Below are 23,895 nucleotides of genomic sequence, written 5' to 3' on the forward strand. Positions count from 1 at the left end.
TTTGGGGGCACGCCCGGCGGGGTTGACCGGGTGGCGGTTCGCCGCCGGGCGTGCAGTGTGCGGGCTGGCCGCCGGTTGCGGCCGGCTACGCTACTTGCGCGGTTCGAGCGTGGTCAGCACCAGCACCGTGGTGGGTGACCGTACCGAGAGGGTTGCGTACGGGTTGCCCTCGGTGGGCCAGCCGGTGAAGCGGGTGTCGTTGAAGGCACCCCATTCCGGGCCGGAGAACAGCGGCACCAGCGGCGCAACGTCGTTGTACTCTTCCTGCAGCTTGTTGGCGATGTCCTTCTGCTTGGACTCGTCGGCCTCTGCGGCGAAGTCGGCCAGCAGCGCGTCGGCCTTGGCGTCGCCGAAGCGGTGGTAGTTGTCGAACGTCTTGGTACCCACCGGCTTCACCGTGGCAGTCCCCATGGAGGTGTTGAAGTACTTGTACGGGCTGGGGTCGTTGGCGCTCCACACGATGCCGGAGTCGAAGTCGCCCGTCTCGTAACCTGCAACCACGGCTGCCCAGTCCGGGGAGTCAACCTTTGCCGTGACGCCGACCTCGGCGAGGTTCTGCGAGATCACGTTGGCTACTGAAAGCCAGTCGGAGGACGAGGCGCCAACGGAGATCTTGAATTCAAACGGCGAGCCGTCCTTCAGCTTGCGCTTGCCATCAGCACCCTTGGCGTAGCCGGCCTTGTCCAGCAGCTCGTTGGCCTTCTGCACATCCAGCTTGGTCCAGGTGCAGTTGTCCTTGACCTCGGAGTTCTTCCACTTCTCGTAGTTCCCGGAAAGGCCGGTGCAGTCGGCAGGCTTGGCGTAGCCGCTCATGCCGATCTTGGTGACTTGGTCGCGGTCAACGGCCATGCTCAGCGCCTTGCGGACATCCACATCGTTGAACGGTGCTTTGGTGGTGTTGAGCTGCCAGTTGATCATGGCGCCGGTTGCCGGGAACCAGTACTGGCGGTGTTCCTTGTCCTTGGAAACGAACGTCTTTTCAATGTTCGGGATGTACTGTGGAGCCCAGTCCACGTCCCCGTTCGCAGCGGCGAGGTTGGCGCCGTCGTTGCCTGCAAAAGCGAGCATCTTGATGCCGGCGATCTTCTGCTTTTCCGGCTGCCAGTAGTTGGGGTTCTTCTTCAGTACGAAGGACTGGGCCTGGAAGCTGTCCACTTCTGTGTAGGGGCCGGTGCCCACGGGCTTGGCGTTGGCGTCCTTCTCCGGGTCCGCCAGCGCGGACCAGATGTGCTTGGGCAGGATGCTGAGCTGTCCGACGTCGTAAAGGGCCGGCGACCATGGCTTATTGAAGTTGAACGTGACTTTGTTGGTTCCCTCGGCGGTCACCGTGTCCAGGTAGTCGTAGCCACCCTTGATCTTCTTCTGAAGCTCGAACGTGTAAGCAACGTCGTCAGCGACCAGCGGCTTGCCGTCGGACCACTTCACTCCGTCACGCAACGTGAAGGTGATCGATTTGCCGTCGTCGGCTGCCTTCCACTCAGTTGCGAGCCACGGCACAGTGTCTCCCTTTGCCGGGTTGAAGATCAGCAAGGACTCGTAAATGGACTGCTGGACCATCGGGTTGACGGTGGGCGCGAACGGGTTGAAGTTCTGCACGAACGTGCCCATGTCCTCACGCGGGATGGTGAGGAACGCACTCGCGTTTGCTGCGGCGTCGGTGCCGGCGGTCTTATTGACGGTGGCGGCACAGCCGGTCAGCAGCATCGCGCCCACCGCCAGTCCGGCCGCCGTGATGCGGGCAGACCTCAGGAATCGGGGTTGTGTCATGATGGTTATCTCTTTCCTATCTTCATCGTCCAAGGTGAAGGGGTGGGTAAGGGGTTTGCTCTTCGAAGTTGATTTCGCGGTCAGACCGAAGAGCGTTCTAGCAGCGGACAGTCGACCAATTGCTGGTCGGCAATGATCGGCTGTCCTGCTGTAAGAGCGGCGAGCGTCTGGACTCCCAGGGCTCCCATTTTTTGGAACGGCAAGGCAACGGTGGTCAGCTTTGGCCTCAGGTAGGCCGCAATCAGCTCCTGGTTATCGAAGCCGATCACTGCGATGTCTCCGGGGATGGTCAGGCCCCGTTCCTTGATGGCGTCATAAGCACCCATCGCCATGCGGTCATTGAGGCAGAACAGTGCGGTTGGCCTGTTCTTGTGGTCCAGGATCCGGCACGCGGCTTCGTAGCCGCCGTCGGCCGTTGCGTATCCGGACACCACGAGTTCCGGGTCCAGCTCCAGTCCTGCGACGGCCAGTGCTTCGCGGGCACCGTCCAATCGCCCGACTGCTGCCGGAATGACCGGGTCAAGGTTGATGATTCCGATCCGGGTGTGGCCGGCTTGAAGCAAGCGCTCGACCGCGACCCTGCCACCCGCACGCTCGTCAGGGACGATCGAGGGCAGGTTTCCGTCCGCGTCGAAGCAGTTGATCAAGACGGTTGGTACTTCGTTGGCACTCTGCGGAACGTGCACGCCCCGGTGAAAGGTTGCTGCGTAGAGAAGTCCTTCCACTCGTTGTTCCAGCAGCTTTTCAATGGCGGCATCTTCCAAGCCCTTGTTGGGTCCTACGGCATCGGCCTGGTCGGAGGGCGCGATGAGCAGGAACCGACGATCAAGCCAGGCTTGGTCCTGGGCTCCTTTGATGATGTCGACGGCGAACGGTGCCGTCACGATCTCGGTGACAAGCCCGTACCAATCACTGCGCTGGGATGCCAGGGCCCGTGCTCCGGCGTTCGGGCGGTAGCCCAGTGCCTGCACGGCATCGTTGATACGGGTGCGGGTTTCCTCGGAGATGCTGGCGTTTTCGCGGTTGCTCAGCACGAACGAGACTGCGGTCCTTGATACACCGGCGTGCTTGGCGACGTCATTCATGGTGACACCCCGCTGCCGCACAGCTGCGGCCTTGTTGGGGGAGGTGCTTTTCGCCATTGAATGCTCCGCGTCTTTGTTCGGTGGGTCGAGGTTTTGCTCGGTGGATTGGTAACGCGCGTTACTTGGAACGTGTGACTTAGGTTACGCGCGTTACCTGTTTGCTGTCAACAGCTTCTTTTGCGCCATTTCGATGGCTCGCTGCGCACTATGCCGTACGAACCAGCGAGTACGCAGCGAACCATCGAAACGGGCGATCACCCCCAGGCCGGAGTGGGCGCAGGTTAGGCTTCTGCCATGGCATTGATAGCTCCCCGCGTCACGGCCGGCCTCCCCGCCGACGACGCCCGGAATCTCGCACGCTCCCTCCACGAGAGCAACGACATCACCGTGTTCGTGGACGGCACTGTCCACCGCCTGCCCGATCAGGCGAGGGACGCCGTCGTCGATCTCCTCGCCCGGCTCAGCCGCGGCGAAACTGTGACGGTCAGCAGCGTGGAGGAAATGCTCACCACGTCCCAGGCAGCGGAACTCGCCGGTATCTCGCACACGTATCTGCGCAATATGACCGACCGCGGCGAGATCCCCGTTGAATACCGCGGAACGCACCGCCGGATCCGCCAGGCCGCCATCATCGCGTGGCTTGAAACGCAGAAGCGGAAGCAGGCCGAGGCCTCCATTGCAGATGAAGCGGCAAATGACGCCGGAGATGACGCGCACGGCGACTAAAAGCGTCGGAGTGATAAGGATCAAGCAACGATCCCAGCCAACGGGCCAGCACCTGTTTAGCCCGGGGTTACGCTTGTTTGGTGGGCAATTTCAAAGGGTGGCATATCGTGGCCGGGGTGGCCGCAATGGCCCTTGCCGCACCCTTGGGATCGGCCATGGGATTGAACTTCGTAGCCACCTTCATGTTTGCCTGCGTAGTGTTCGTGGCGGTTGCCATGTGGACAGAATCCAAGATTGCCCGACGCCGGGAAGCGGCTGAAGCTGCCGCCGCACCTGATGCTTCGCAGCCAACAGGCGACCCCGCCGAGTCCGATGACGCCACCCGCGACTAGGCCCCGGGGCGGGTCGGACACCGGCAAACCCACGCCGGGACTGTTTCAATAGCGGTATGCCATTGACTTCAGGAAAGCCGGCAACGCTCCTATCTGCCGACGTCGAGGCCCGCGGGCTGACTGGCCGGATTCTGTGGACGGAAGGAACGGCACCGCCGCAGCTGGGGAGCCATGCAAAACCTGGGCCCGCCGAAACCGGGGACCAGGCGGAGCCCGCTTACGTCCTTATCCATGGCATCGGCGTTTCGCACCGCTACCTTGCCCGCCTTCACGCCATTCTCGCCGCGGGCGCGCCTACCTATTCACTGGATCTTCCGGGCTTTGCCGGCACACCGAAACCGGGCGGGCAACTGTCCGTTGAGGAGCATGGGGCGTTCATTGCCGAGGCGCTGAAAGTGTGCGGCATCGAGTCGTACATCCTGGTAGGGCACTCCATGGGCGTGCAGTTCGCCATCGAAGCGGCCCTTTACGAGCCCGAACGGGCCCGGAACCTGGTCCTCATGGGCCCCGTGGTGGACTCCCGGCACAAGAACGTGGCACAGCAATCGCTGGCCCTATTCCTTGACGGGCTTCTCCGCGAAAGCCCATCGTCCAACTGGATTGTGATCACCGACTACCTGCAATGCGGGCCGCGCTGGTACCTCACGGAGCTGCGGGTGATGATGAAGTACCCAACCGAGAAGCAGCTGGCCAAACTCCGAATTCCCGTGCTGGTGCTCCGCGGGAGCCGCGATCACGTGGCCGGACCGGACTGGGCGCTTCGCCTCTCGCGGGCAATCCCCCAAGGGCGGCTTGTGGAGATTCCAGGAGTGGGCCACGTGGCTCAGCACATGCGTCCGAAAGCTGTTGCGGACGCTATCAGGAGCTTTGTCGCTGCCACCTCGCGCCAGAGTTAGGCACTAACGCACGACGGCGGAGCCGGGCCCGGGTGCCCCTTGTTGGGCTTGCGACCGGGAGGTTAGGCTGGCCGGGCAGGCTCAATAGTAAGTTTGCTTAGGAAGGGGTTTCACCATGACCAGCTATGACCCGGAAGACGATCCGCGGACCTTCGGGGCCTCGGGCGCAACCGAGCCGGTTGACACCGCCGGCGACACTGCGGGCGACCCGGGCGATGTCCACGCCGATCCGGATATGCGCCAGGAAGAGGACAAGGACCCCGCGGCATCGTCCAACCCCGATCCTGCGGACGGGAACATCACGGGACTGGAGCCCGGTGGCGGGGTGCCCCCGGGAGAAACCCCGCCGGGCGAGGGCAGCATGAGCGGCGACCAAGGCCACGAAGAGTAGGTCGTCTCCCAGCCGCTGTTTCGTCGCGGCCCAACAACGTAACAGCGGCCCAACGACGTAATAGCGGCGGCCGACTCCGGTTACGGCAGCCTCAGGATCTCCCCGAGGTCGTAATCAGCCGGCTCCTCCAGCTGGGAATAGGTGCAACTCTCCGGAGTCCGGTCCGGCCGCCACCGGCGAAACTGGGTGGTGTGCCGGAACCGCTCGCCCTCCATGTAGTCGTAGGCGACCTCGATGACGAGCTCTGGCCGGAGGGGAACAAAGGAGAAGTCCTTGCCAGCGCTCCACCGGCTCTGTGCGCCAGGCATGCGGGAGCCAGTGGTTGCTGCATCTCCTTGATCAGCCCACTGGCCCCAAGGATGTTCGCTGAACTCGGTCTGGTATGGCTCGAGTTCGGCCACCAGGCTTTCGCGCTTGGCCATGGGAAATGAAGCCACCACCCCGACGTGCTGCAGCTGGCCGGCGTCGTTATAGAGCCCGAGCAGCATCGACCCCACAACCTTTCCTGTCTTATGCCAGCGAAATCCAGCCACTACGCAGTCCGCGGTGCGTTCATGCTTGGTTTTGAACATGACCCGCTTATTCGGCTGGTATGTCCCGCCGAGCGGTTTGGAAAGTATGCCGTCCAGCCCAGCACCTTCCAGCTGCACGAACCACTCCTGCGCTTGGTCCAGTTCCGTCACCGCCGGCGTTACGTACACGGGCGCCTCAGCCTTGGCCAGGGCCTTCTCCAGGGCAGCGCGACGCTCGGAAAACGGCTTGTCCATGAGGTCCTCATCTCCTAGCGCCAGGGTGTCGAATCCAATGAAGGAGGACGGCGTCTTTTCAGCCAGCATCCGCACACGACTGTCGGCGGGGTGGATGCGCTGCTGAAGGCCTTCGAAGTCGAGCCTGTTGTCCGCTATGAGGACGATCTCGCCGTCGATGACGCACTTGTCCGGAAGGTTCTTCTTGAGGGCTTCCACCAGTTCCGGGAAATACCGTGTCATGGGGCGTTCGTTGCGGCTGCCCAGGATGATCTCGTCACCATCTTTGAAAACAATGGTCCTGAACCCGTCCCACTTGGGCTCGTAATGCCCCACATCCGGAATGTTGGGCACGGACTTGGCGAGCATGGGCGAAACGGGCGGCATCACAGGCAGGTCCATAGGACTATGTCTACCGGCCAGTACATGCCGAAAGCTAGTCTTGGGCGATGGATATCTTGGCCGTTCTTGTGGCCGTACTGGCAGCACCTGCCCTCATTGCGGCCCTTTGGTTCTGGGTCTCGCGCCAGAACAGCAAGGGGAAAGTCCGGCGCGGCGCCACGGGTGGGATGCTGGGTGTGGCGGACGAAATTTTCCGACCCGAGACCCATTACGCACACCAAGTCCAAAGGATCCAGCACGAGCTGCCCGCCCCGGCTCCGGCCCCGGAGCCTAAGTCCTAACCGACCTTCGCTCTGGAAGACGTCCCGCCCGTTACATTAATGTGACTTTAGTTTGCTGCTCATGTACCGTCGAAGAGCGACCCGTATCTCCGCTGGGCCGCTTCCGGGTTGACGCCGAGCTCTGCCGCAAACCGGAATCCGCCAGACTCGCGGCAGAGACGGGGGACCCAGAGTTCCCGGGCCTGATTCTCCATGGGCCCTTGGGGTGAAGCCGCCATGTGCGGCCGGACGGCCTCGTCCGAACCCGACAGCTAACCTCGCAGGCGTTGAGAGGCAACCACCATGTCCCCAACCATGGATCAGCCGCGCCGCGCCCAAATAGCGCGCGAGCGTACCCAGCCAACCGGACGCCGTCGGGCCCAACCCAGCGGATCCTCCACCAGTGCGCCAGCAGCAGAAGCAGCGTCAACAAGCACGACGCCGGAACCCACCGCTGCTTCTAATCCCACCACCGCGGCACCCACTACGCGCGCGGCCGCTCGCGCCGCAGAGCGTGAGCGGGCAGCCCAGGCGGTCATCGCTCTTGCTGAAACAACGCCCGCGGACTCTGCTCCGTTGGAACCGGCAACGGCTGCGATTCCAACTGTTCAAGCTCCCGCACCGATCGCCCCCGAACCGGCTTCCACTCCGGAGCCCACCACTGCCGCCATACCGACGGTGGATGCCGCTTCATCCACTCCGGAGCCCGCCACTGCCGCCATACCGACGGTGGCCGCTGCTTCACCGATGCCCTCTGCATCCCCGGCACAGGCGAAGAGCCCCGCCCAGCTGGCGGCAGCCGCCACCGCTGCGGCTGGCCTCGCAAGCCGGAAGGCCCTCCGCACGCGAGCAGCCCAGCCCTCGGCAGGCGGTGCCCCTACGTTCGGAGCTTCATCCTTGGGCGGGTCATCAGTGGGTGGATCGTCCTTCAGCCACGAACCACACGCCGTCCTCACAAAGGCGGCCTCGGTCAAGACAATGGGCCAGCGCATGGCAGTCGTCGCCGGAGCTTTGGGCTTGGTATTGACCGTTGGCACCGTGAGCCAGGCCTTCGAGCTTCCCTTCTTCGGGCAGGAAACACCGGCCCAGGAAGCCAGTGACGCAAAGACCGGTGGCGACAGCAGGCAGTCAACCTCGGCCACCCCCGCACCCAGCTCGTCCAACTCCACTGCTGCTTCGGCGGCCACCAGCGAGGCCGGACAGCCGGCAACTGTTGCAACGCAGTCGTCAGAAGAGGCACCCGCTCAGGGATCGCCGTCGTCCCTTCCGACTCCGCAAGTTTCACTCGCGGATCCTGTTTGGGTTCCTTCGGCAGTCCCGTCGGCTGTTGTTCCTGTGCCGGGCGTGACAACTCCTGTCCCAACCCAGCCAGCCCCGAGCCCGGTTCCGTCGGACACGGTTACCACCCCACCTGCCACGACGACGCCGACCCCCACTGTCACTCCGGCGCCTACTCCAACACAGGCTCCGGCGCCAAAGCCAAAGCCGACCGGCAGTCCCAGCACCACGCCGTCCAATGGTTCAGCCCTGGACCTGGACGCCGTACTTGACGGCGCCACAGGGATTTTGAAGTGAGCACGCGACTTCCCAGGACCAGCACGCACGTCGGGTGGCACGGCCGGTACTGCAGCAGCAGCCGGACGGCCACGTTCCGCCGCCGGTTGGGCCGCTGGAGTTGCCAGCGGTTGCGGCGCGCCTAAGGAATCAGGGCAACAAGAATCACTGCAACAAGAGAGGCAGGCACCTACCCGGTGCCTGCTTCTTTCGTTCCGCGTGTCACTTGCATGTGACAAGAGTGCCAGAGGGGCGTCGACCCCGAGTGCGGCACTCGGCGACCCAGCCGCCCGGAACGCGCTAAATCCGGGGCCGAGAGGCCCACCTCCGGGCCTTCAGTGCGGCGTGCAACTCGAGCCGGATCGCGCCGCTCAACGGATCAGCTCCGATGAGTTGGCGGATCCGGCCGAGGCGGTTGTAGATGCTGCTCCTGTGGAGATGGAGTTTGGTGGCGACGTCCTGGACGGAGCCGTCGTTGTCATAGAGCAGTTCCAACACCGGCAGGAGTTCGCCGTTGCGGTCGTGGTCCTCCAGGGTCCGGTAGTGCACTGAGCCGGCATCGTCCCAACCTCCGGGGGCCTGCAGACGGTCGAAGAGCTGGTAGACGCCCACGGCACGGCTGTCCACGAGTTCCCCCAGGGGCGCATCGACGGCTGCCGCCTGTGCAGCAACTTTCGATTGCCGGTACGCGCCAGCCAATTGGCGGATGACCTGAAACGGCTCACTGATGCCCAGGATCACCCGGTCCACCGCGCGGCCCGCCCGCTTGGCCAGCTCCAATTGATAGTGCACCAGAACTTGGGCGTGATCCGCCCGGCCAGTGGATTCCCGGAACAGGACGACGGAATGTGTCTCCGTCCCGGCACTGAACAACGCAGCGTTCACACCAATGGTGGACTGCAGCGCTGCTGTTCTGTGCGTTAGCGTTGCCGCTATGGGGTCGACGTCGGTTCCGCCGCCATCCGCGTCCAGGATGGTTACCAGTTGCCATGGGCCCCGGCCTTGGATCTCCTTCCAACCAGCCACCGCTGCCACTGCGTTCGATTCGCCACTGCATGCAGCCAGGAATTCCTGCTCCCGCCGCCGCCTGAACTCCGATTCCGCGGTGTTTGAGTCGAGCAACAAGCCCGCCAACAGGTCCAGTTCGTCACGCACGCCGGGCAGCTCGGCGAGTATCGCCGTCGCGGTCTGCTCCTCAAGATCCTGCTGCACCCACAAGTAGCCCACCCGGAAACCGCGCACCAGCAGCGGGACGCAAACGCGGCCCAGCATGCCCAGTTCGTCGTTCGCGGGGACAACCACCGGGCGCACCGCCGTCGCGATGCCGTGCGAGAGCTGCCAGGCACTGACATCGCTGGGCACGCGTTTGCTGAGGAGGAAGTTCACGCGGACGCGGTCGGCGTGCGACTGGTTGGAACTGTAGGCGAGGAGGACGCCGTCGAGGTCCTCCAGGGACAGCCCCCTCCCAAGCTTGAGCGCCACGCGTTCAACGATTTGCTCCACGTCCTGCTGCATCCAGAAAGCGTACCAACATCAGGCGACACCTGACGCTACAGCACTCGACAAATGTCGATCATTGCGGCAGAAATTCCTTGAATTTCCGGGGTTCCCATTCAAGCGCGCTCCAGGATCCATGTCGCCTGCCTCACAGCCGGATTTATTCTGGAACCACAGCCCGCAGCAAATATTCGGCCGAAAAGCCGCTAACGATGGAGCCAGCAAATGATCATCGGCGTCCCCAAAGAAATCAAGAACAACGAGTTCCGCGTTGCCATCACGGCCGCGGGAGTACACGAGTTCCGCACCCACGGACACACCGTTCTGGTTGAGCGCGGCGCAGGCCTCGGCTCGGGCATCACGGATGAGGAATACTCGATCGGGGGCGCAGAAATCGTTGCAGACGCGGACGACGTCTGGGGCCGGGCCGACATGGTCATGAAGGTCAAGGAACCCATCAAGGCCGAATACCACCGCTTCCGCAAGGGCCTGATCCTCTTCACCTACCTGCACCTCGCCGCAGAGCCCGAACTCACCGCCGAGCTCATCAACTCCGGCGTCACGGCAATCGCCTACGAAACGGTCCAGGAAGGCCGCACCCTTCCGCTGCTCGCCCCGATGTCCGAGGTGGCAGGCCGCCTGTCCGTGGTGGTCGGTGCTTCATCGCTCATGGCTCCAGCCGGCGGCAAGGGAATCCTCCTGGGCGGCGTACCGGGCGTCCGCCCGGCCAAGGTTGTTGTCCTCGGTGCCGGTGTTGCCGGAACCAACGCCGCCGCCATGGCGCTGGGCCTCGGTGCTGATGTCACCATCATGGACATCAACATCAACCGGCTGCGCGAATTGGATGCCCTTTACCAGGGCCGCCTGAAGACCGTCGCCTCCAACGCCTACGAGATCGAGAAGTCAGTAGTCGACGCAGATCTCGTGATCGGCTCCGTCCTGATCCCGGGGGCCAAGGCTCCCAAGCTGGTCACCAACGAACTCGTGTCCCGGATGAAGCCGGGCTCGGTGCTGGTGGACATCGCCGTGGACCAGGGCGGTTGCTTCGAGGACACGCACCCCACCACCCACCAGGAACCGACGTACAAGGTCCACAACTCGATCTTCTACTGCGTTGCCAACATGCCTGGCGCTGTTCCGAACACCTCCACGTACGCACTGACCAACGTCACGCTGCGCTACGCCGTGGCACTGGCCAACCTGGGCGTCAAGGCCGCATTCGACCGCGACCCCGCCCTGGCCGCCGGCCTCAACATCGCTGCAGGCCACGTGGCACACCACTCGGTTTCGGAGGCGCACAACCTGCCCCTCGTCGCCGACTGGCACAGCCTGGTCACCGCCTAACCCAGGAAGAGCGGCGCAAGACCCCGCCGAGATGACAGTTGATCCCAATGTTCTACGTTGTCATGTCTCAGGACATTGAGGACACTTCGAGTCTCAGGACTTCGTGGACACTGTATGTCTCATGACGTCGTGGACACTTGGTTCGCCATGAAGCCGCGGGGTTTGTTGTTGCCTATGTATTTGGTTCCTCTTGGCGGGCGCGGATGGGAAATGATTTCGGTTCCGTGCCCGTCGAAGAACATGATGCGTTGTGCGTCGTAGAGGATGTGGATTGTTTCTCCGGCGCGGTCTCTGCCTACTTGGAAGTGCGTGCCCACGACCGTGACGACGCCCAGGCGGCTGACGGTTCTTCGTACGGTTCGCCGGATCTGGGTTTTGATCTCAGAGATCACGGGGACCGAGGGGGCGGGCACTTTCTCGGTGGCTTCCCAAGCCTGTTGGGGAGTCATTCGGGCCGGCAGTGCCTGATGTTCACGCTCGGTGTTGTAGTAGTGGTCGAAGGTGTCGACCTGGGCTTGAAGATCCTTGATCGTTGAAGCCGGTTTTTGCTTGTGCAGAAACCGGTGCAGTGTGCGGTGGAATCGTTCGTTCTTGCCCTGGGTGGTGGGCTTGTAGGGCTTGCCCGTGATCGGTTCGACTCCGAGAGATCTCAGGTAGTCCACCAATGCCCCGCTTCGTCCCCTGCGTGTGGGGTTCAGGGCCATGCCGTTGTCGGAGAGAAACTTCCGGGGAACCCCGTGTTTACTGATGGCATGTTTGACCACCCGCAGGGCCGCTTCGCTCGTTTCTCCGGCCGCAACCAGTGACGCCAAGGCCAAGCGTGAATGATCATCAATGAGCTGGAAAATCACAACCTTCCGCCCGTTTTCCAGCTGCCATTCCGTGGCGTCGATCTGCCAGCAACAGTTCGGTGCGGGATATACGAACCGGCGGTAAGCGCTTCGAGGCTTCTTCCGCGGCTCCGGAACCACCATGCCGGCCTTGGTAAAGAGCCGGGCAAGCGTTGCCCGGGACGGCGGTTCCACACCGTCCCGGCGCATCCTTGCCTGAACGCTCAAAGGCCCATGGTCATGGCCTTGGGCCTCCAACGCTTCCCTCACATGCAAAGCCAACGCGGTGACCCCTGCGGGAGTAGCGTTAGGGCTGGTACGTGGCTTGGTCGAACGCATAGCCATCGCTTGTGCCGGCCCACCCGACACCGCAGCGGCCCTGACCTTATAGAACCAAGACCGTGAGACGTTGTGCTCGCGGCAGAAGGCTGCCACGGCACCTCGAGGACTCTCCTCAGGCCACGAGGCGACAAGATACCGGACCTTCATATCGGGTTTGAGTTCGCTCATGGAACGAGCAAAACCCGCACAAGTGCCCACGATGTCCCGAGACACACTGTCCACGATGTCCTGAGACAGAAGTGTCCATTAAGTCATGAGACTCCACACCCAATGTTCTACGTGAACATTGGGATCAATTGTCATTTCGCGGGGTTGTTTGGGACCTCGGGGATCAGGTGCGTAGGAACGGGCACCGGAACGTCCGACGGTCCCACGGTGGGCGCCTCGATGCCCGGCGGGGTGATGGGTGTCGTTGGCGTCGGGACGTTGATGTTGCCCGGCTGACCGTTCCCGGGGAGCTTGGGTGCTTGGGGCGTTCCACCGTTGGGAACCTTGGACGAGCCGGAGTGCCCTGACGCGCCGTTGGTGCCGCCTTGTGGCTCCTGGCTTGGGTTGGCGCCATTTCCCGATGTGGCGTTGCCGGCTGGGTTGCGGCCGGAAGGGTACGGGGTCGCCGGAGTCACATTACGGCCACGCTGCTGGTCCGAGGGGGAGCCAGGATTCGGCCGCGTTCCATTGCCTGATCCCGGCGTAAGCTGCGAAACTACCGAGCCGATTGTGGAGCCCAGGTGTTGGAAAGCTCCCGGGATGCCGCCCTCGGAAGCGGCCGCAGCCGTAGCGCCGCCCGCCAATGACACAGCCACGGCGAATCCCGCGATGGCAGCGCGGCGCTTACGACGACGGCGGCCCGCGAGTTCATCAGTGGACGTTGGGTAGCCGGGGGTTGAGTCGCTTCCGCTGCTGACAACGGCGGCGCTGACAACCGGGTCGCTGACCATCAACGCCCGGACGGCGGCAGAGGGCGGCGGAGCTGTGCTGGCGAGGGATCGAAGCTCGAGAAGTTCGGCACGGATGTCGCGGGCGTCGTCGAGTCCGGCGTCGGCCAACAGGCGGTCAATGGCCTGCTCGCCAGCGCTCTCGCCGACGTGACCGCCTGGTCGTCCCGGCGGGGTGATGTGTTCACTCATGGTGTGCCATTCTTTCGTAGTGCACTTTTCCTCAGTGCACTCAATGCCCTGCGCTGCAGTTGTTTTATGGCCCCTTGGGATTTGCCCATGATGGCCGCTGTTTCTTCCACGGAAAGGTCCGCGACCACCCTCAGTGCCAGGACTTCGCGATGATCTGTTGCGAGGTCCTCCAGAAGTTCCGTAACGCCCAGGCTCCCGCGGCCAAATGCCTGGTCTTCTGCCGATGGTGCGCGGCGTGCATCCAACTCTGCCTCATAGGGTGACGAATCCGGGGACCGTTCCCGCTTGCGGTAATGGTCAACCATCCGCGCATGGGCGATCGAGAACAGCAGAGTCCTGGCACCTTGGAGGCCGCCCTGCAGGTCCGGCAGCTTCGGATACAGGGCGAGGAAGACGTCCTGCGTGACGGCTTCGGGATCGTCCACGCCCCTGGCGCGGAGGTAGCCGAAAACCGGCCCCGAGAACTGGTTGTAGGCATCGGTGAAGAGCAGAGCGGGATCGTCTTTGTCCGTCTGCACATATTCATCAGCTAATGGGTTTAGCACCCGTGGATGCCTCCATCCCGCGCAGCGCAGCGACCTTTCCGGACCACCGTCCCGGGTTGTTTTCCGGGCTCCGGGCATCCATGGCCACTGCCGTCTGTTACGTACGCCACCGTCGGTAAAGTGGCGGGGCTCCTTGTTCTAAACCAAGGAGCCCCACCCTTAAACCGTAACCGCTGGGTGCTTAGCGGACCGAATCGAGGCCTGCACCGGGAGCGGCAGGAACATCAGTGGGGACCTGCGTCGGCAGCGCGGGGGCGGCGGGCGTTGCAGGTACGGCAGGGACAGCCGGCGCGCCGTCGGTTCCCGGAACAGCAGGAACGGCCGGAACAGCAGGAACCTTGGATTCAACGGAAGCGTCGACGTCGGCGTTTACCGAACCGTCAGCCTTCAGGCCGGCAGCCTTGCCGGCCTCGACTACGGCCTTGCAGTGCGATTCGACGTTGGCTTCGCCGCCTGCGGCTACAACCAGGGACTTGAAACCCGGCACCTTGGTGTCAGCCTTGAGTCCACCGTTGATGAAAGCGGTGCAAAGACCGAATGCTTCAGGCGTTGCGGCGACTGCCTTTTCAGCCTTTGACTTCGCAGCGTCGACAGCGTCAGTTGCCTTGTCTTCGCCAGCCTCGGCAGCGTCAGTTGCCTTTGCCTGGGCGGTCTCGACGGCGTCAGCCGCCTTGGCCTGGCCGGCTTCGGCCGCGTCTGCCGCCTTCGTGGCGAGGGGAGCAGGTGCGCCGACGAGGTCGTGGGCGCTCTGCTGGATTTCGGTGGGAAGAGCGCCATTGAAGGCAGCGACACCGGTTCCGCCGGCAGCTACAGCTCCGGCAGCCAGGACGCCCGCGGCGACTTTGCTGGTGGCAAGGACAGTGAACAAGGACATAAAAGCCTCCGACAAACGATGTGGGGATTGCCCCGGCAGCGTTTGGGTCGCTGCCGGATGATCAGCGTGCGGACGTGGCCCGCACTCCCTTTACATCGTTCCGGGCGCCGCTGAGGTTACGTCTTCCTCGAAATTGTTTTCCGGGCAGCAAGACGGCTATGGGATTTCCACTGCCGATAGTTCTCCCCATCGCCACTTCCCGCGGCGGGCGATTATGCTCATGAGACGCCCGGCGCACCACTTTATGTCCGTCGGCGATCAACACGCCACGGCGTACAGGGGGAACGTTATGGGACAAGGATTGGTCGGCGCCGACGTCGGAGATCTCCGGCGGCTATCGGCCGTGATGGACTCCGAGGCAGAGAAGATCACCAATCTGCAGCGGCAACTTGGCACGATGATTCAGAACGGCCACTATTGGCGGGGCAACGATGCTGAACAGTTCCGCAACCAATGGAACACTGACCTCAATGGAAGGCTCGCAGCAGCAGCCCTTTGCTTGAAGACCAACGCCCGCGCACTTCGCCTCAACGCGGAGCAGCAGGAACAGGCGTCCCAGGGACTTTCCGGAAGCGTTGGCAAGGAGCCGACCGGACTGCCCGGATTCACCCTCGGTCCCCGCACGTATGGGCCGGTAACGGTAGAGGGCTCTGGAAATGTTGGCGCTGAAGCTACTGGCGAGGCACATGGTTCCGTGGGTCCCGGCGGAATCTCCTTTGACGCTTCTGGTAAGGCCTCGGCGGGCGGCACCGTAACTTTCACCGCAGAGGGCGAACGCGGTCCGGTCAAGTCCACTATTACCAACGAGACCTTCGCTGGGGCGCGCGCGGATGGCAAGCTTGAAGCGAACGTTCCCTTTGGCCTGGGCCTCCCGCGCTTTTCAGCCGACGGTGAAGCTTTCGTCGGTGTGGAGAACACCACCACGGTAAAGAGCGAATTCTTCGATGGCTGGGCCAACACCACCAGCACGGCAAGATTCATGACCGGCGCGGAAGCCAGCGCCCATGTCACAGGAGAAAGCCCGTTCCTCTTCTCGCCCGGCGGCGAGGTATTTGCGGGCCAAAAGGTGACCCTCGGCAACGAGACCGAGGTGGCTGGCGGCCTGTTCGGCTTTGGCCAGGGCACCGAAGTTCGCGGCGGCGCCTGGGCAAGCGCCGGAGAAGGCGAAATCAACGTTAACAAGGCAGGAAACGTCACAGGCGCCGCAGCCAGCGCAGGCGTCGGTGGCGAGTTGACTGCGTCCCAATACGTTGAAGTACTCGGTCAAAGACTGTCCACATCAGCAACCGTTGCCGCGGGCGCCGGAGAGGGGCACTTCTTCAACGCCTCCCTTGATGAGGACGGCCTCACACTCGGCGTTGGGGCCAAGATCACCGCAGAGCTGGGCCTCGGCGCCGGAGCCCAGGTGACCCTCAGCCCCTCCGGGTTTGTGGAATCCGTCACCGGATTCGTCGACTTCCTCAATAAGTAAACCCCTCAATCCCTGAGCTTTCCTCAAACAGCGCCGAAAGGGCTCCCCATGACATCCCAGCAGGTTTTCCCGTCCAAGGCCTTCCCCGCATACCCCACCATCAGCGTCACGACGCCGGCCAATTGGACGGAGCAAGTGGTCCCGGACGCCCTCGGCGCGCTGACGGGGCCGGCCTCCGAGGGTGGTTACACACCCAATGTGGTGATCTCCGTGTCGCGTCGCTTGCCGGGCTACAAGTTGCAGGACATAGCTGCTTCCGTGGACGCTTTCATGGCCGGACTGCCAGACGCCGTTCTCCTGGGCACCGAACCGGTTGTCATCAACGGACGGGACTGGCATGTGCGGGAGGCCCGCTACACGCACCCTCAAGCCGGTTCCCTGGCCCAGTTCACCGCCGTGACGGTGTTCCACCACGAGTCCGCCACCGACGTCGTACAGTTGACGGGCAGCTGCCAGCCCCTTGAAGGCAACGAGGACCTGAAGGCGATCTATTCGCTGGTTGCGAGTGCGGATGTCAACTCTGCAGGGCTGAACTAGCCGTCTGATTCAGGAAGCCAGTCGTTTCAGGAAGCCAGTGCCCTGGCCTGTTCGATCAGCTTCAGCACCGCCACTGAGTCGGCCGGATCCACAGGTGCAGGACGCGCGGACGCCTTGCCGCCGTCGTCGATCTTCTCAGCGAGGAGGCGATAGAACTCCGGGTAGGCGCCGCGCTCGGTAGCGATTGTTCTGCGCTGGCCGGCCGATTCAAGAGTCCCGTAATTCTCGGCAGGTTCGACGCCGTACGCAGCGTCCGTAGGCAGTCCACCGCCCTGGATATAGGGCTCCTGCGGATCGGTTCCGAATTTTACGAAACCGCCGTTGGTGCCCAGCACGCGGAATCGCGGTCCGTGGAGATGGCTGTTGAGGTTCAAGGTCACGTGGCTGACGACGCCGGATTGGTGCTGGAGCGCCATGAAAACGTCGTCATCGGCGTTCTCCTGAGGACGTCGGGCAGTGATCTCGGCATAGGTGACGCGCGCGGGCCCGAAGAACTGGACGGCCAAGTCCAGCACGTGTGCACCGAGGTCGAACAGGACGCCGCCGCCGTCCTCGGCAGTAGCGCTTGCCTTCCAGGCTTTGGCGATCTCCGGCGCCCAGCGCTCCATCCCCGCTTCAAACCTGGTCACCGTACCCAGCGTCCCGGCGTCGAGCAGCTTCTTCAGCGTGAGCGCGTCGCCGTCCCAGCGGCGGTTTTGGTAAACCGTGAGGACACGGCCCGCTTGCGCGGCGAGTTGGATCAGTTCCTCACCTTGCGGGCTGTGGACAACAAACGGCTTATCGACGACGACGTCGAGCCCGGCTTCCAGCGCGGCTTTCGCCAGCGGATAGTGGGTCGCAGGCGGTGTGCCAAGGACGACGAGATCCAGTTGGTCAGCTAGTGCCAGAATGTCCTGCGGCGTGTTGACTACTTTTGCCTGCGGGTATCGTTCGGCCGCTTTTGCCTGTCTTTGGGCGTCGGATGTGGCAATGACGGCAAGCTCGTACGAATTGTTGCTTGCAATGAAGGGCGCATGGAACACGCTGCCCGATAAACCAAAACCTGCGATGGCGGTACGTATCGGCCTGGAAGTCATGCCCCTAGGCTAATTCAGTAAACGTCCCGACGGTGCGCGCTGCGGAAGATCAGGATGTGAGAGAGGGATCGGGAAAAGGCCGCAGGATGTGAGAGAAGATCGGGAAAAGGCCGGGAACTTCCCCAAACCCTTTATAGGTTCGACCCTTTATAGGTTCGGGGAAGTTGCCGGCCTTCTTGTGTTTATCCCTGGGGAGAGCTACTTCTTGGCGCCCTTTTCCCAGCCGAGAGTGGTCCAGTCCGGAACGTTGGACAGGCTCTTGAACAGGGACGGACCGTAATTGGCCAGGCCCTTACGGACAAACTGGATCTCCGGGCCGTTGAGGACAGTTCCCATGGAGAAGTACTTCTCCATGTGCTTCTTTTCAACGTCCATGGCCGCCTTGTTGCGCTCGGTGTCATCTGCGATGGTTGCCAGGCGCTTGATTTCGGCGTCGAGTTCCGCATCGCCCAGACCGTTCTCGTTGGTCTCGGAGTCGTAGAACTGCTTCACGGCGTCGGTGGCATCCGCGCCAACGGTGTAACCGGAAATGGTGACATCGAACTCGCGGCCACCGATGACCTTGCCGAAGTCGGCGTCACCGCGCTGGTCGATTCCAACATCCATGCCGGCTGCCTTCAGCTGGTTCTGCAGGGTCTGCGACGTTGCCGCAGTCGTGGGATCGTCACCGAAGTTGGTGATCTTGAAGGAAATGGGCACGCCATCCTTCGCCATGATGCCCTTGTCATTCGGGGCGTAGCCAGCATCGGTGAGGACCTTCTTGGCTGCGTCAGCGCCGGTGTCCTTCACGGGGTAGTTGTCCTGGTAGTACTCGGAGAACGGCATGAGCATCATGGAGCCCGAGCTTTCCTCCGACCAGTTCAGGCCGTTGAAGCGGACATCGCGGATGGCCTTGCGGTCCACTGCGGTGAAGATCGCTTTGCGGACGGCGACGTCGGTGAGCGCCGGTCGCTTGGCGTTCAGGTTGAGGCCACCTGCGAACAGGCGCTGGCCGCGGCGGACATCGGCGTCCTTGGTACCTTCAAGCTGCTTGTAGCGGCCGAGCGTACGGCCATTGGCGGCATCGATTTCGCCATTCTTGAAAGCGGCGATCGTAGCGCTCGGCTCCATTTGGCGCCATACGACCTTGTCAAGGACCGGCTTCTGTCCCCACCACTTGTCATTGGGAACCATCGTGACCGTTTTTGCAGTGGTGTCGTAGTTTTCAACCTTGAACGGGCCAGCCATCCATTCGGGGTGCATGTTGCCGGCGAAGCCCGTGTTGAAGATTTCCGGAGTGTTGATTGCAGGGTGGATCAGGCCGAAGAAGAGACCCTCCAGCGGGAAGACCGGCTGGGTAGTGGTGACAATGACTTCTTTGTCGTTGGCGCCGGCCTTGACCGAGTCCACGAAAGCGTAAGCGCCGGCGGAAACGATGTCGATGGACTTATCTTCGCCCTTCAGCATCTTCCACGTATTCTCGAACGTCTTGACGTCAATCGGCGTTCCATCGTTCCAGGTCGCTTTGTCGTTCACCTTGATGGTGATGGTCTGCTTGCCATCCTTGACTTCACTCTTGACCTCTTCGCAGAAGTCCTTGTTTGGCTCTGCCTTGCCGTTGAAGTCCAGCTTCCAGCAGCCGCCGATGCCGCCGCTGTTGATGGAGGCCGTATTGACCGGAGTCATCAACGCGGAGTTGTCCGCGCTGTTGCCCACATTGGAGAAGCCGTTAAAGTCGGGGCCAATACTGCCTACAGCAAGGGTGACAGTGCCCCCCTGCTCAAGGTCTTTCGCTTCCTTGGCGTTGACGCTGATCAGCTTGCTGATGTCCCCGCCAGCTTCTTCGGCCTTTTGGGAGGCCGGACCCGACGGCGTTCCCCCGCCGCAAGCGGTGAGCATCAGTGCTGCTGCAACTGCTACGCCGCCGATCGTCGTGTACTTCTTCATGGTTTGCCCTTCATGTTTACGACTGGAAATCGTTACGAATTGAATACAGGGTTCAATCAATGAGTCATTTGTCGTCAGGCATGCACCACCAGCATGTCGGCATCTATTTCCCCATCCGGGAAGAAGCATGCAAACTCCTGTTGACCTTCTGAAGCAAGTGGCGGCTCCAGAGTAAGGCACTTCTCCTGCTTGGCGGCAGGTAGTGCGGCGAATACCGGACAACGCGTTGCGAAATTGCAACCCTTTGGCGCATCAAGCGGGCTGGGAAGGTCGCCCTGCAGGATGATGCGTTCACGCGTGCGTTCAAGATTGGGGTCGGGCACAGGAATCGCTGACAGCAGGGCCCTGGTGTAGGGGTGGCGGGGGTTGTCGAACACCTCGTCCACATCGCCCGTTTCCACGATCTTGCCCAGGTACATCACTGCCACGCGATCCGAGATGTGCCGGACCACAGAGAGATCGTGGGCAACCATCAGGTAACTCAGGCCCAATTCCGCGCGGAGCTGGTCCAGGAGGTTGATAACACCAGCTTGGATGGAGACATCCAACGCAGAGACCGGTTCGTCCAGCACCACGAGTTTCGGATTCACGGCGAGCGCCCGGGCTATGCCGATGCGCTGGCGCTGGCCTCCGGAGAACTGGTTGGGGAAGCGGTTGACGTGGTCCGGTTGCAGGCCTACGAGCCGCATGAGCTCCATGATCCGCTTCCTGACGGCGGCCTTGGGCATGCCCAGGTTTTCCAGCGGTTCTGCCAGGACCTCGTACACCGTGAAGCGCGGATCCAGTGCACCCGTGGGGTCCTGGAACACCATCTGCATTTGCTTGCGCATGGCCATCTTGGTTCTGGAGTCGGTGGCCACCTTATTGCTCACGCCGCTGATGACCACTTCACCCACTTGGTCCGGGTGGAATTCCATGATCTCCAGGAGCGTGGTGGTCTTGCCGCAGCCGGACTCGCCCACGATCGAGAGGCACTCGCCTTCGCGGATGTCGAAGCTCAGCCCATCCACGGCCTTGACGGTGCCTATGCGGCGCTTGATCAACGCGCCCTTGAGGAGCGGGAAGTGTTTCTTCACATCCTTGAGCTCAAGGACCACGTCCCGCTCAAGGCGAGCGACGCCGTCGAACTTTGAAACGGGCTTGGGTGGTGCTTGGAAAATCTCGTGCGCGTCCGCTTCGCCCGATAGTTGGTCCGTTTTGATGCAGGCGGCCCTGTGGCCTTCGGAACCCGGCACCGAAAAAAGCCCGGGCTCACCGTGTAGGCAGGCATCGCTGGCCAGGGGGCAGCGCGGCGCGAACGAGCAGCCAGTTACAGGCAGGGTGAGGTTGGGCGGCGTGCCTTCGATGGGAACCAGTGACTGCTTGTTGGCACTGTCAACGCGCGGGACGGCGCCGAGGAGACCCATGGTGTACGGCATCCGCGGGTTGTAGTAGATGTCCTCCACAGTCCCGGTTTCCACCGGCTTTCCTGCATACATCACCATGATGTCGTCGGCCATGCCCGCTACGACGCCGAGGTCGTGCGTAATCATGACGACGGCGGCGCCGGTCTCCTCTTGCGCTGTGTGCAGGACTTCGAGCACCTGCGCCTGGATGGTGACGTCCAACGCCGTCGTCGGTTCATCCGCGATGAGTACCCGCGGATCATTGGCGATCGCGATGGCGATCATCACGCGCTGGCGCATCCCGCCGGAAAATTCGTGCGGGAAGGCTTTCAGCCGGTCCTTGGGACTGGGGATGCCTACCATCCGCAAAAGTTCGACGGCGCGGGCTTCTTTGGCCTGCTTGCTCATGGTGGGGTTGTGGACGGTCAGGGCCTCGATGATCTGGTTTCCCACGGTGTAAACAGGGGTCAGCGAGGAGAGCGGATCTTGGAACACCATGGCGATGTCGCTGCCACGGTACTTGCACATGGCTTTGTCGCTCAGGCCGAGGAGTTCCTTGCCCTTGTATCGCACCGAACCGGAGATGTCCGCGGTCTCGGGGAGGAGTCCCATGATGGCCATGGACGTCACGGACTTTCCGGAGCCCGATTCACCCACGATGCCAAGGGTCTTGCCGGGCATGAGGTCGAAGTCCACACCTCGCACTGCGTGGACAACGCCGTTTTCAGAATTGAAGCGGACGTTCAGGTCCCGGACGCTGAGGACGGCGTCGCCGGGGGCATATAGTCCGGCATCGCGGAGGCGCTCGGCGGGTGTGTGGGAGATGTTGGTGCTCATTTGTTGGTCTTCTTTGCGGTCTTGGTCTTCGCCCGGCCGATGGAGCTGGAACTGGGGTCGAACGCGTCACGGAGGCCGTCGTTCATCATGGCCAGTGAACCGGTCAGGAGGAACATGACAGTTAGCGGAACCCAGAACATCCACGGGAACGAGGACACCTGGCCGGTGGCCTGGCCGATGAGCACACCCAGGCTGACATCGGGGAGCTTGATGCCGATGCCGATAAAGGAGAACGCCACTTCGGCCAGCACGGCACCGGTGATACCGCGGGTGAAATCGAGGACCAACAGCGAGCCGATGTTCGGGACGAGGTGACGCCACACAATCTTGCGGGACGGAACACCCATGTATTTGGCGGCTTTGACGTAGTCCCGCTGCATGAGGGACATCGACAATGAGCGCACCAGGCGGGCGGTGCCCATCCAGCTGAAGAACAGCAGAACGATGATCAGCAGGAGCCAGCTGGGAAGGTCCTTGAGTCCGCCGCCTCCACTGGTGGCCACTGCGACCACGAGGATGGCCGGCATCATGATGAGGGCTTCAAGGATGAACAACATGACGGCATCCACTTTGCCGCCGAAGAACGCCATGGTGCAGCCATAGACAGCGGAAAACAGGACAGATACGCCGCCTACAATCAGGCCGATGAAGATCGAGATCCGGGTGCCCTCAACGATGAGGGCCATGAGGTCGATGCCGGCTTGCGACGTCCCAAGGAAGTGATCGGGCGATGGTCCCATGCCGATATTAAGGGGATCGATGGTGTCCTTGTCCCATGGCGTCAGGAACCCGCCGAACAGGGAGAAGAGGAACAGCGCCAGGAAGATGAACAGACCGGCGACGGCGGTACGGTTCCGCATGAAGCGGCGGAAGATTATGCGGGACTTGCCGATGACCACGTCCTGGTCGGCAACGCGGGCCTCGTCCAGTTCCGCAATGGGATCGATGATGTTCGTCATTACTGGACCCTCACTCGTGGATCGACGAGCGTCGTGGCGAAATCGGCAAGGATGGCGCCGATCGCGAAGATTACCGAGCCGTAGGCCAGCGTGGCCGTGGCAACGTTGACGTCCTGAAGCCCGATTGCCTGGATACTCCACAGGCCGATTCCGGGCCACGCGAAGATAGCTTCGGCAAAGAAGCCGCCGGTAAAAATCGCGGGGATGGTGAAGGCGATGCTCTGCGCCACCGGAATGAAGGACACCCGCAGGGCGTGCCGGCGGATGGCTTGGTTACGGGTGAGCCCTTTTGCCCTGGCTGTGCGGACGAAGTCTGCGTTCACGTTGTCCAGGAGATACTGCCGCTGCGCGATCTGGTAACCGGCCCAACCGAAGATGGTCATCGCGAACGTGGGCACGGCGTAGTGGGCTACGAGGTCAACGAAAGCCGGCCAACCCGGGTCGATCCCCGGCGTCGAGATTCCGGTGACGAAAAAGATGCGCTGGCCCACGGTCTCGTTGACGCTGATGGCGCCCAGCTGGACCAGGAAGTAAGCGATCGGGGCAGGAAGGATGTGCACCAGGTAGCTGTAGGACGTGATGACGCGGTCCTGGTACTTGTATTGCCGGGCGGCTGAGTACACGCCGAGCGCGACGCCGATGATCAGCGTAAGGATGATGGAGGCGATAAACAGCCGGGTGGAAACAAGCACCCGGTCAGCAAATTCTGCGTTGACGAAAGCCCCGTTCGGGCTGCGACCCCAGTCCCAGCGGGTAATGATGCCGCCGAGCCAGCCGATGTAGCGTTCCCAAGGACTGGCGTCAGGGTCCAGGCCAAGGCCGCGGAACGAGGCTGCCACCTGTTCCGGGGATGGCCGCGGAATCTTCTCCTGTTCCAGAACGGCGGGTTTGAGCGTTGATACTGCCAGGAAATAGCCCGCGCTCGTGGTCAGGAAGATCATGATCAGGTAGATGCCCGACCGCTTGGTCAGATATTTCAGCATGTC

At 62.5% G+C, this 23,895-nt stretch carries 22 protein-coding genes and 1 riboswitch; of the genes, 9 read left to right on the forward strand and 13 right to left on the reverse strand.

What is annotated here, in order from left to right:
- Positions 1-90 precede the first annotated feature (90 nt).
- Both LDN75_RS22550 and LDN75_RS22555 read right to left on the reverse strand, forming a co-directional pair.
- Complete coding sequence (locus LDN75_RS22550; RefSeq protein WP_223934896.1) at positions 91-1,767, reverse strand: ABC transporter substrate-binding protein; 1,677 nt, start codon at positions 1,765-1,767, stop codon at positions 91-93.
- An 80-nt stretch (positions 1,768-1,847) separates the two neighbouring features.
- The gene (locus LDN75_RS22555) at positions 1,848-2,909 is read right to left on the reverse strand and encodes a LacI family DNA-binding transcriptional regulator (protein WP_223934897.1); all 1,062 of its coding nucleotides are present in this window, start codon (positions 2,907-2,909) and stop codon (positions 1,848-1,850) included.
- A gap of 237 nt (positions 2,910-3,146) precedes the next feature.
- Between LDN75_RS22555 and LDN75_RS22560 the strand changes: the two genes are divergently transcribed.
- The 4 genes from LDN75_RS22560 (at position 3,147) to LDN75_RS22575 (ending at position 5,197) form a co-directional block, all read left to right on the forward strand.
- Positions 3,147-3,578, forward strand: a complete 432-nt coding sequence (locus LDN75_RS22560) for a helix-turn-helix domain-containing protein (protein WP_223934898.1) — start codon at positions 3,147-3,149, stop codon at positions 3,576-3,578.
- Positions 3,579-3,658: 80 nt separating this feature from the next.
- Entirely contained in the window at positions 3,659-3,910 is a 252-nt protein-coding gene (locus LDN75_RS22565) for a hypothetical protein (protein WP_223934899.1), read from the forward strand.
- A gap of 62 nt (positions 3,911-3,972) precedes the next feature.
- Complete coding sequence (locus LDN75_RS22570; protein WP_223934900.1) at positions 3,973-4,806, forward strand: alpha/beta hydrolase; 834 nt, start codon at positions 3,973-3,975, stop codon at positions 4,804-4,806.
- A 115-nt stretch (positions 4,807-4,921) separates the two neighbouring features.
- Positions 4,922-5,197 (forward strand): DUF6480 family protein, encoded by a 276-nt coding sequence (locus LDN75_RS22575; protein WP_223934901.1) that lies wholly within the window; start codon positions 4,922-4,924, stop codon positions 5,195-5,197.
- Positions 5,198-5,277: 80 nt separating this feature from the next.
- On the opposite strand, the gene LDN75_RS22580 is transcribed toward LDN75_RS22575, so the two are convergent.
- On the reverse strand, positions 5,278-6,345 hold the full coding sequence (locus tag LDN75_RS22580; RefSeq protein ID WP_223934902.1) for an ATP-dependent DNA ligase: 1,068 nt from the start codon (positions 6,343-6,345) through the stop codon (positions 5,278-5,280).
- Positions 6,346-6,392: 47 nt separating this feature from the next.
- Here LDN75_RS22580 and LDN75_RS22585 point away from each other — a divergent pair, with 47 nt between their 5' ends.
- A complete protein-coding gene (locus LDN75_RS22585) occupies positions 6,393-6,626 on the forward strand; it encodes a hypothetical protein (RefSeq protein WP_223934903.1) in 234 nt (77 codons plus the stop codon).
- A 129-nt stretch (positions 6,627-6,755) separates the two neighbouring features.
- Positions 6,756-6,906: riboswitch (cyclic di-AMP (ydaO/yuaA leader) on the forward strand.
- 2 nt (positions 6,907-6,908) lie between these two features.
- Complete coding sequence (locus tag LDN75_RS22590; RefSeq protein WP_223934904.1) at positions 6,909-8,180, forward strand: hypothetical protein; 1,272 nt, start codon at positions 6,909-6,911, stop codon at positions 8,178-8,180.
- 279 nt (positions 8,181-8,459) lie between these two features.
- Here LDN75_RS22590 and LDN75_RS22595 read toward each other — a convergent pair whose 3' ends face one another.
- The gene (locus LDN75_RS22595; protein WP_223934905.1) at positions 8,460-9,674 is read right to left on the reverse strand and encodes a helix-turn-helix domain-containing protein; all 1,215 of its coding nucleotides are present in this window, start codon (positions 9,672-9,674) and stop codon (positions 8,460-8,462) included.
- A gap of 207 nt (positions 9,675-9,881) precedes the next feature.
- Here LDN75_RS22595 and ald point away from each other — a divergent pair, with 207 nt between their 5' ends.
- Entirely contained in the window at positions 9,882-11,000 is a 1,119-nt protein-coding gene (gene ald / locus LDN75_RS22600) for an alanine dehydrogenase (RefSeq protein ID WP_223934906.1), read from the forward strand.
- Between the two features lie 119 nt (positions 11,001-11,119).
- Here ald and LDN75_RS22605 read toward each other — a convergent pair whose 3' ends face one another.
- From LDN75_RS22605 to LDN75_RS22620, 4 genes are all read right to left on the reverse strand, one after another.
- Positions 11,120-12,340: a DDE-type integrase/transposase/recombinase gene (locus LDN75_RS22605; RefSeq protein WP_223933130.1), complete on the reverse strand. Its 1,221-nt coding sequence runs from the start codon at positions 12,338-12,340 to the stop codon at positions 11,120-11,122.
- 131 nt (positions 12,341-12,471) lie between these two features.
- Positions 12,472-13,299 (reverse strand): hypothetical protein, encoded by an 828-nt coding sequence (locus LDN75_RS22610; RefSeq protein ID WP_223934907.1) that lies wholly within the window; start codon positions 13,297-13,299, stop codon positions 12,472-12,474.
- Positions 13,296-13,844, reverse strand: a complete 549-nt coding sequence (locus LDN75_RS22615; protein ID WP_223934908.1) for a sigma-70 family RNA polymerase sigma factor — start codon at positions 13,842-13,844, stop codon at positions 13,296-13,298. The genes LDN75_RS22610 and LDN75_RS22615 overlap by 4 nt, the downstream gene beginning before the upstream one ends.
- Positions 13,845-14,025: 181 nt before the next feature.
- Positions 14,026-14,718, reverse strand: coding sequence for a hypothetical protein (locus tag LDN75_RS22620; protein ID WP_223934909.1), 693 nt, complete (start codon positions 14,716-14,718; stop codon positions 14,026-14,028).
- A 289-nt stretch (positions 14,719-15,007) separates the two neighbouring features.
- Here LDN75_RS22620 and LDN75_RS22625 point away from each other — a divergent pair, with 289 nt between their 5' ends.
- Complete coding sequence (locus LDN75_RS22625) at positions 15,008-16,189, forward strand: hypothetical protein (RefSeq protein WP_223934910.1); 1,182 nt, start codon at positions 15,008-15,010, stop codon at positions 16,187-16,189.
- A 48-nt stretch (positions 16,190-16,237) separates the two neighbouring features.
- Positions 16,238-16,726: a hypothetical protein gene (locus LDN75_RS22630; protein ID WP_223934911.1), complete on the forward strand. Its 489-nt coding sequence runs from the start codon at positions 16,238-16,240 to the stop codon at positions 16,724-16,726.
- 26 nt (positions 16,727-16,752) lie between these two features.
- Here LDN75_RS22630 and LDN75_RS22635 read toward each other — a convergent pair whose 3' ends face one another.
- From LDN75_RS22635 to LDN75_RS22655, 5 genes are all read right to left on the reverse strand, one after another.
- Positions 16,753-17,802, reverse strand: a complete 1,050-nt coding sequence (locus LDN75_RS22635; RefSeq protein WP_223934912.1) for a Gfo/Idh/MocA family oxidoreductase — start codon at positions 17,800-17,802, stop codon at positions 16,753-16,755.
- Between the two features lie 198 nt (positions 17,803-18,000).
- The gene (locus tag LDN75_RS22640) at positions 18,001-19,728 is read right to left on the reverse strand and encodes an ABC transporter family substrate-binding protein (protein ID WP_223934913.1); all 1,728 of its coding nucleotides are present in this window, start codon (positions 19,726-19,728) and stop codon (positions 18,001-18,003) included.
- Positions 19,729-19,802: 74 nt separating this feature from the next.
- Positions 19,803-21,950 carry an ABC transporter ATP-binding protein gene (locus tag LDN75_RS22645; protein ID WP_223934914.1) on the reverse strand — a complete coding sequence of 716 codons (2,148 nt, stop codon included), beginning with the start codon at positions 21,948-21,950 and terminating at the stop codon, positions 19,803-19,805.
- Positions 21,947-22,909 carry an ABC transporter permease gene (locus LDN75_RS22650; protein WP_223934915.1) on the reverse strand — a complete coding sequence of 321 codons (963 nt, stop codon included), beginning with the start codon at positions 22,907-22,909 and terminating at the stop codon, positions 21,947-21,949. Before LDN75_RS22650 ends, LDN75_RS22645 begins: the two co-directional genes overlap by 4 nt.
- Positions 22,909-23,892 (reverse strand): ABC transporter permease, encoded by a 984-nt coding sequence (locus LDN75_RS22655; RefSeq protein ID WP_223934916.1) that lies wholly within the window; start codon positions 23,890-23,892, stop codon positions 22,909-22,911. Before LDN75_RS22655 ends, LDN75_RS22650 begins: the two co-directional genes overlap by 1 nt.
- Positions 23,893-23,895 lie beyond the last annotated feature (3 nt).

Source organism: Arthrobacter sp. StoSoilB5 (assembly GCF_019977235.1).
In the GTDB taxonomy this organism is placed as follows: domain Bacteria; phylum Actinomycetota; class Actinomycetes; order Actinomycetales; family Micrococcaceae; genus Arthrobacter.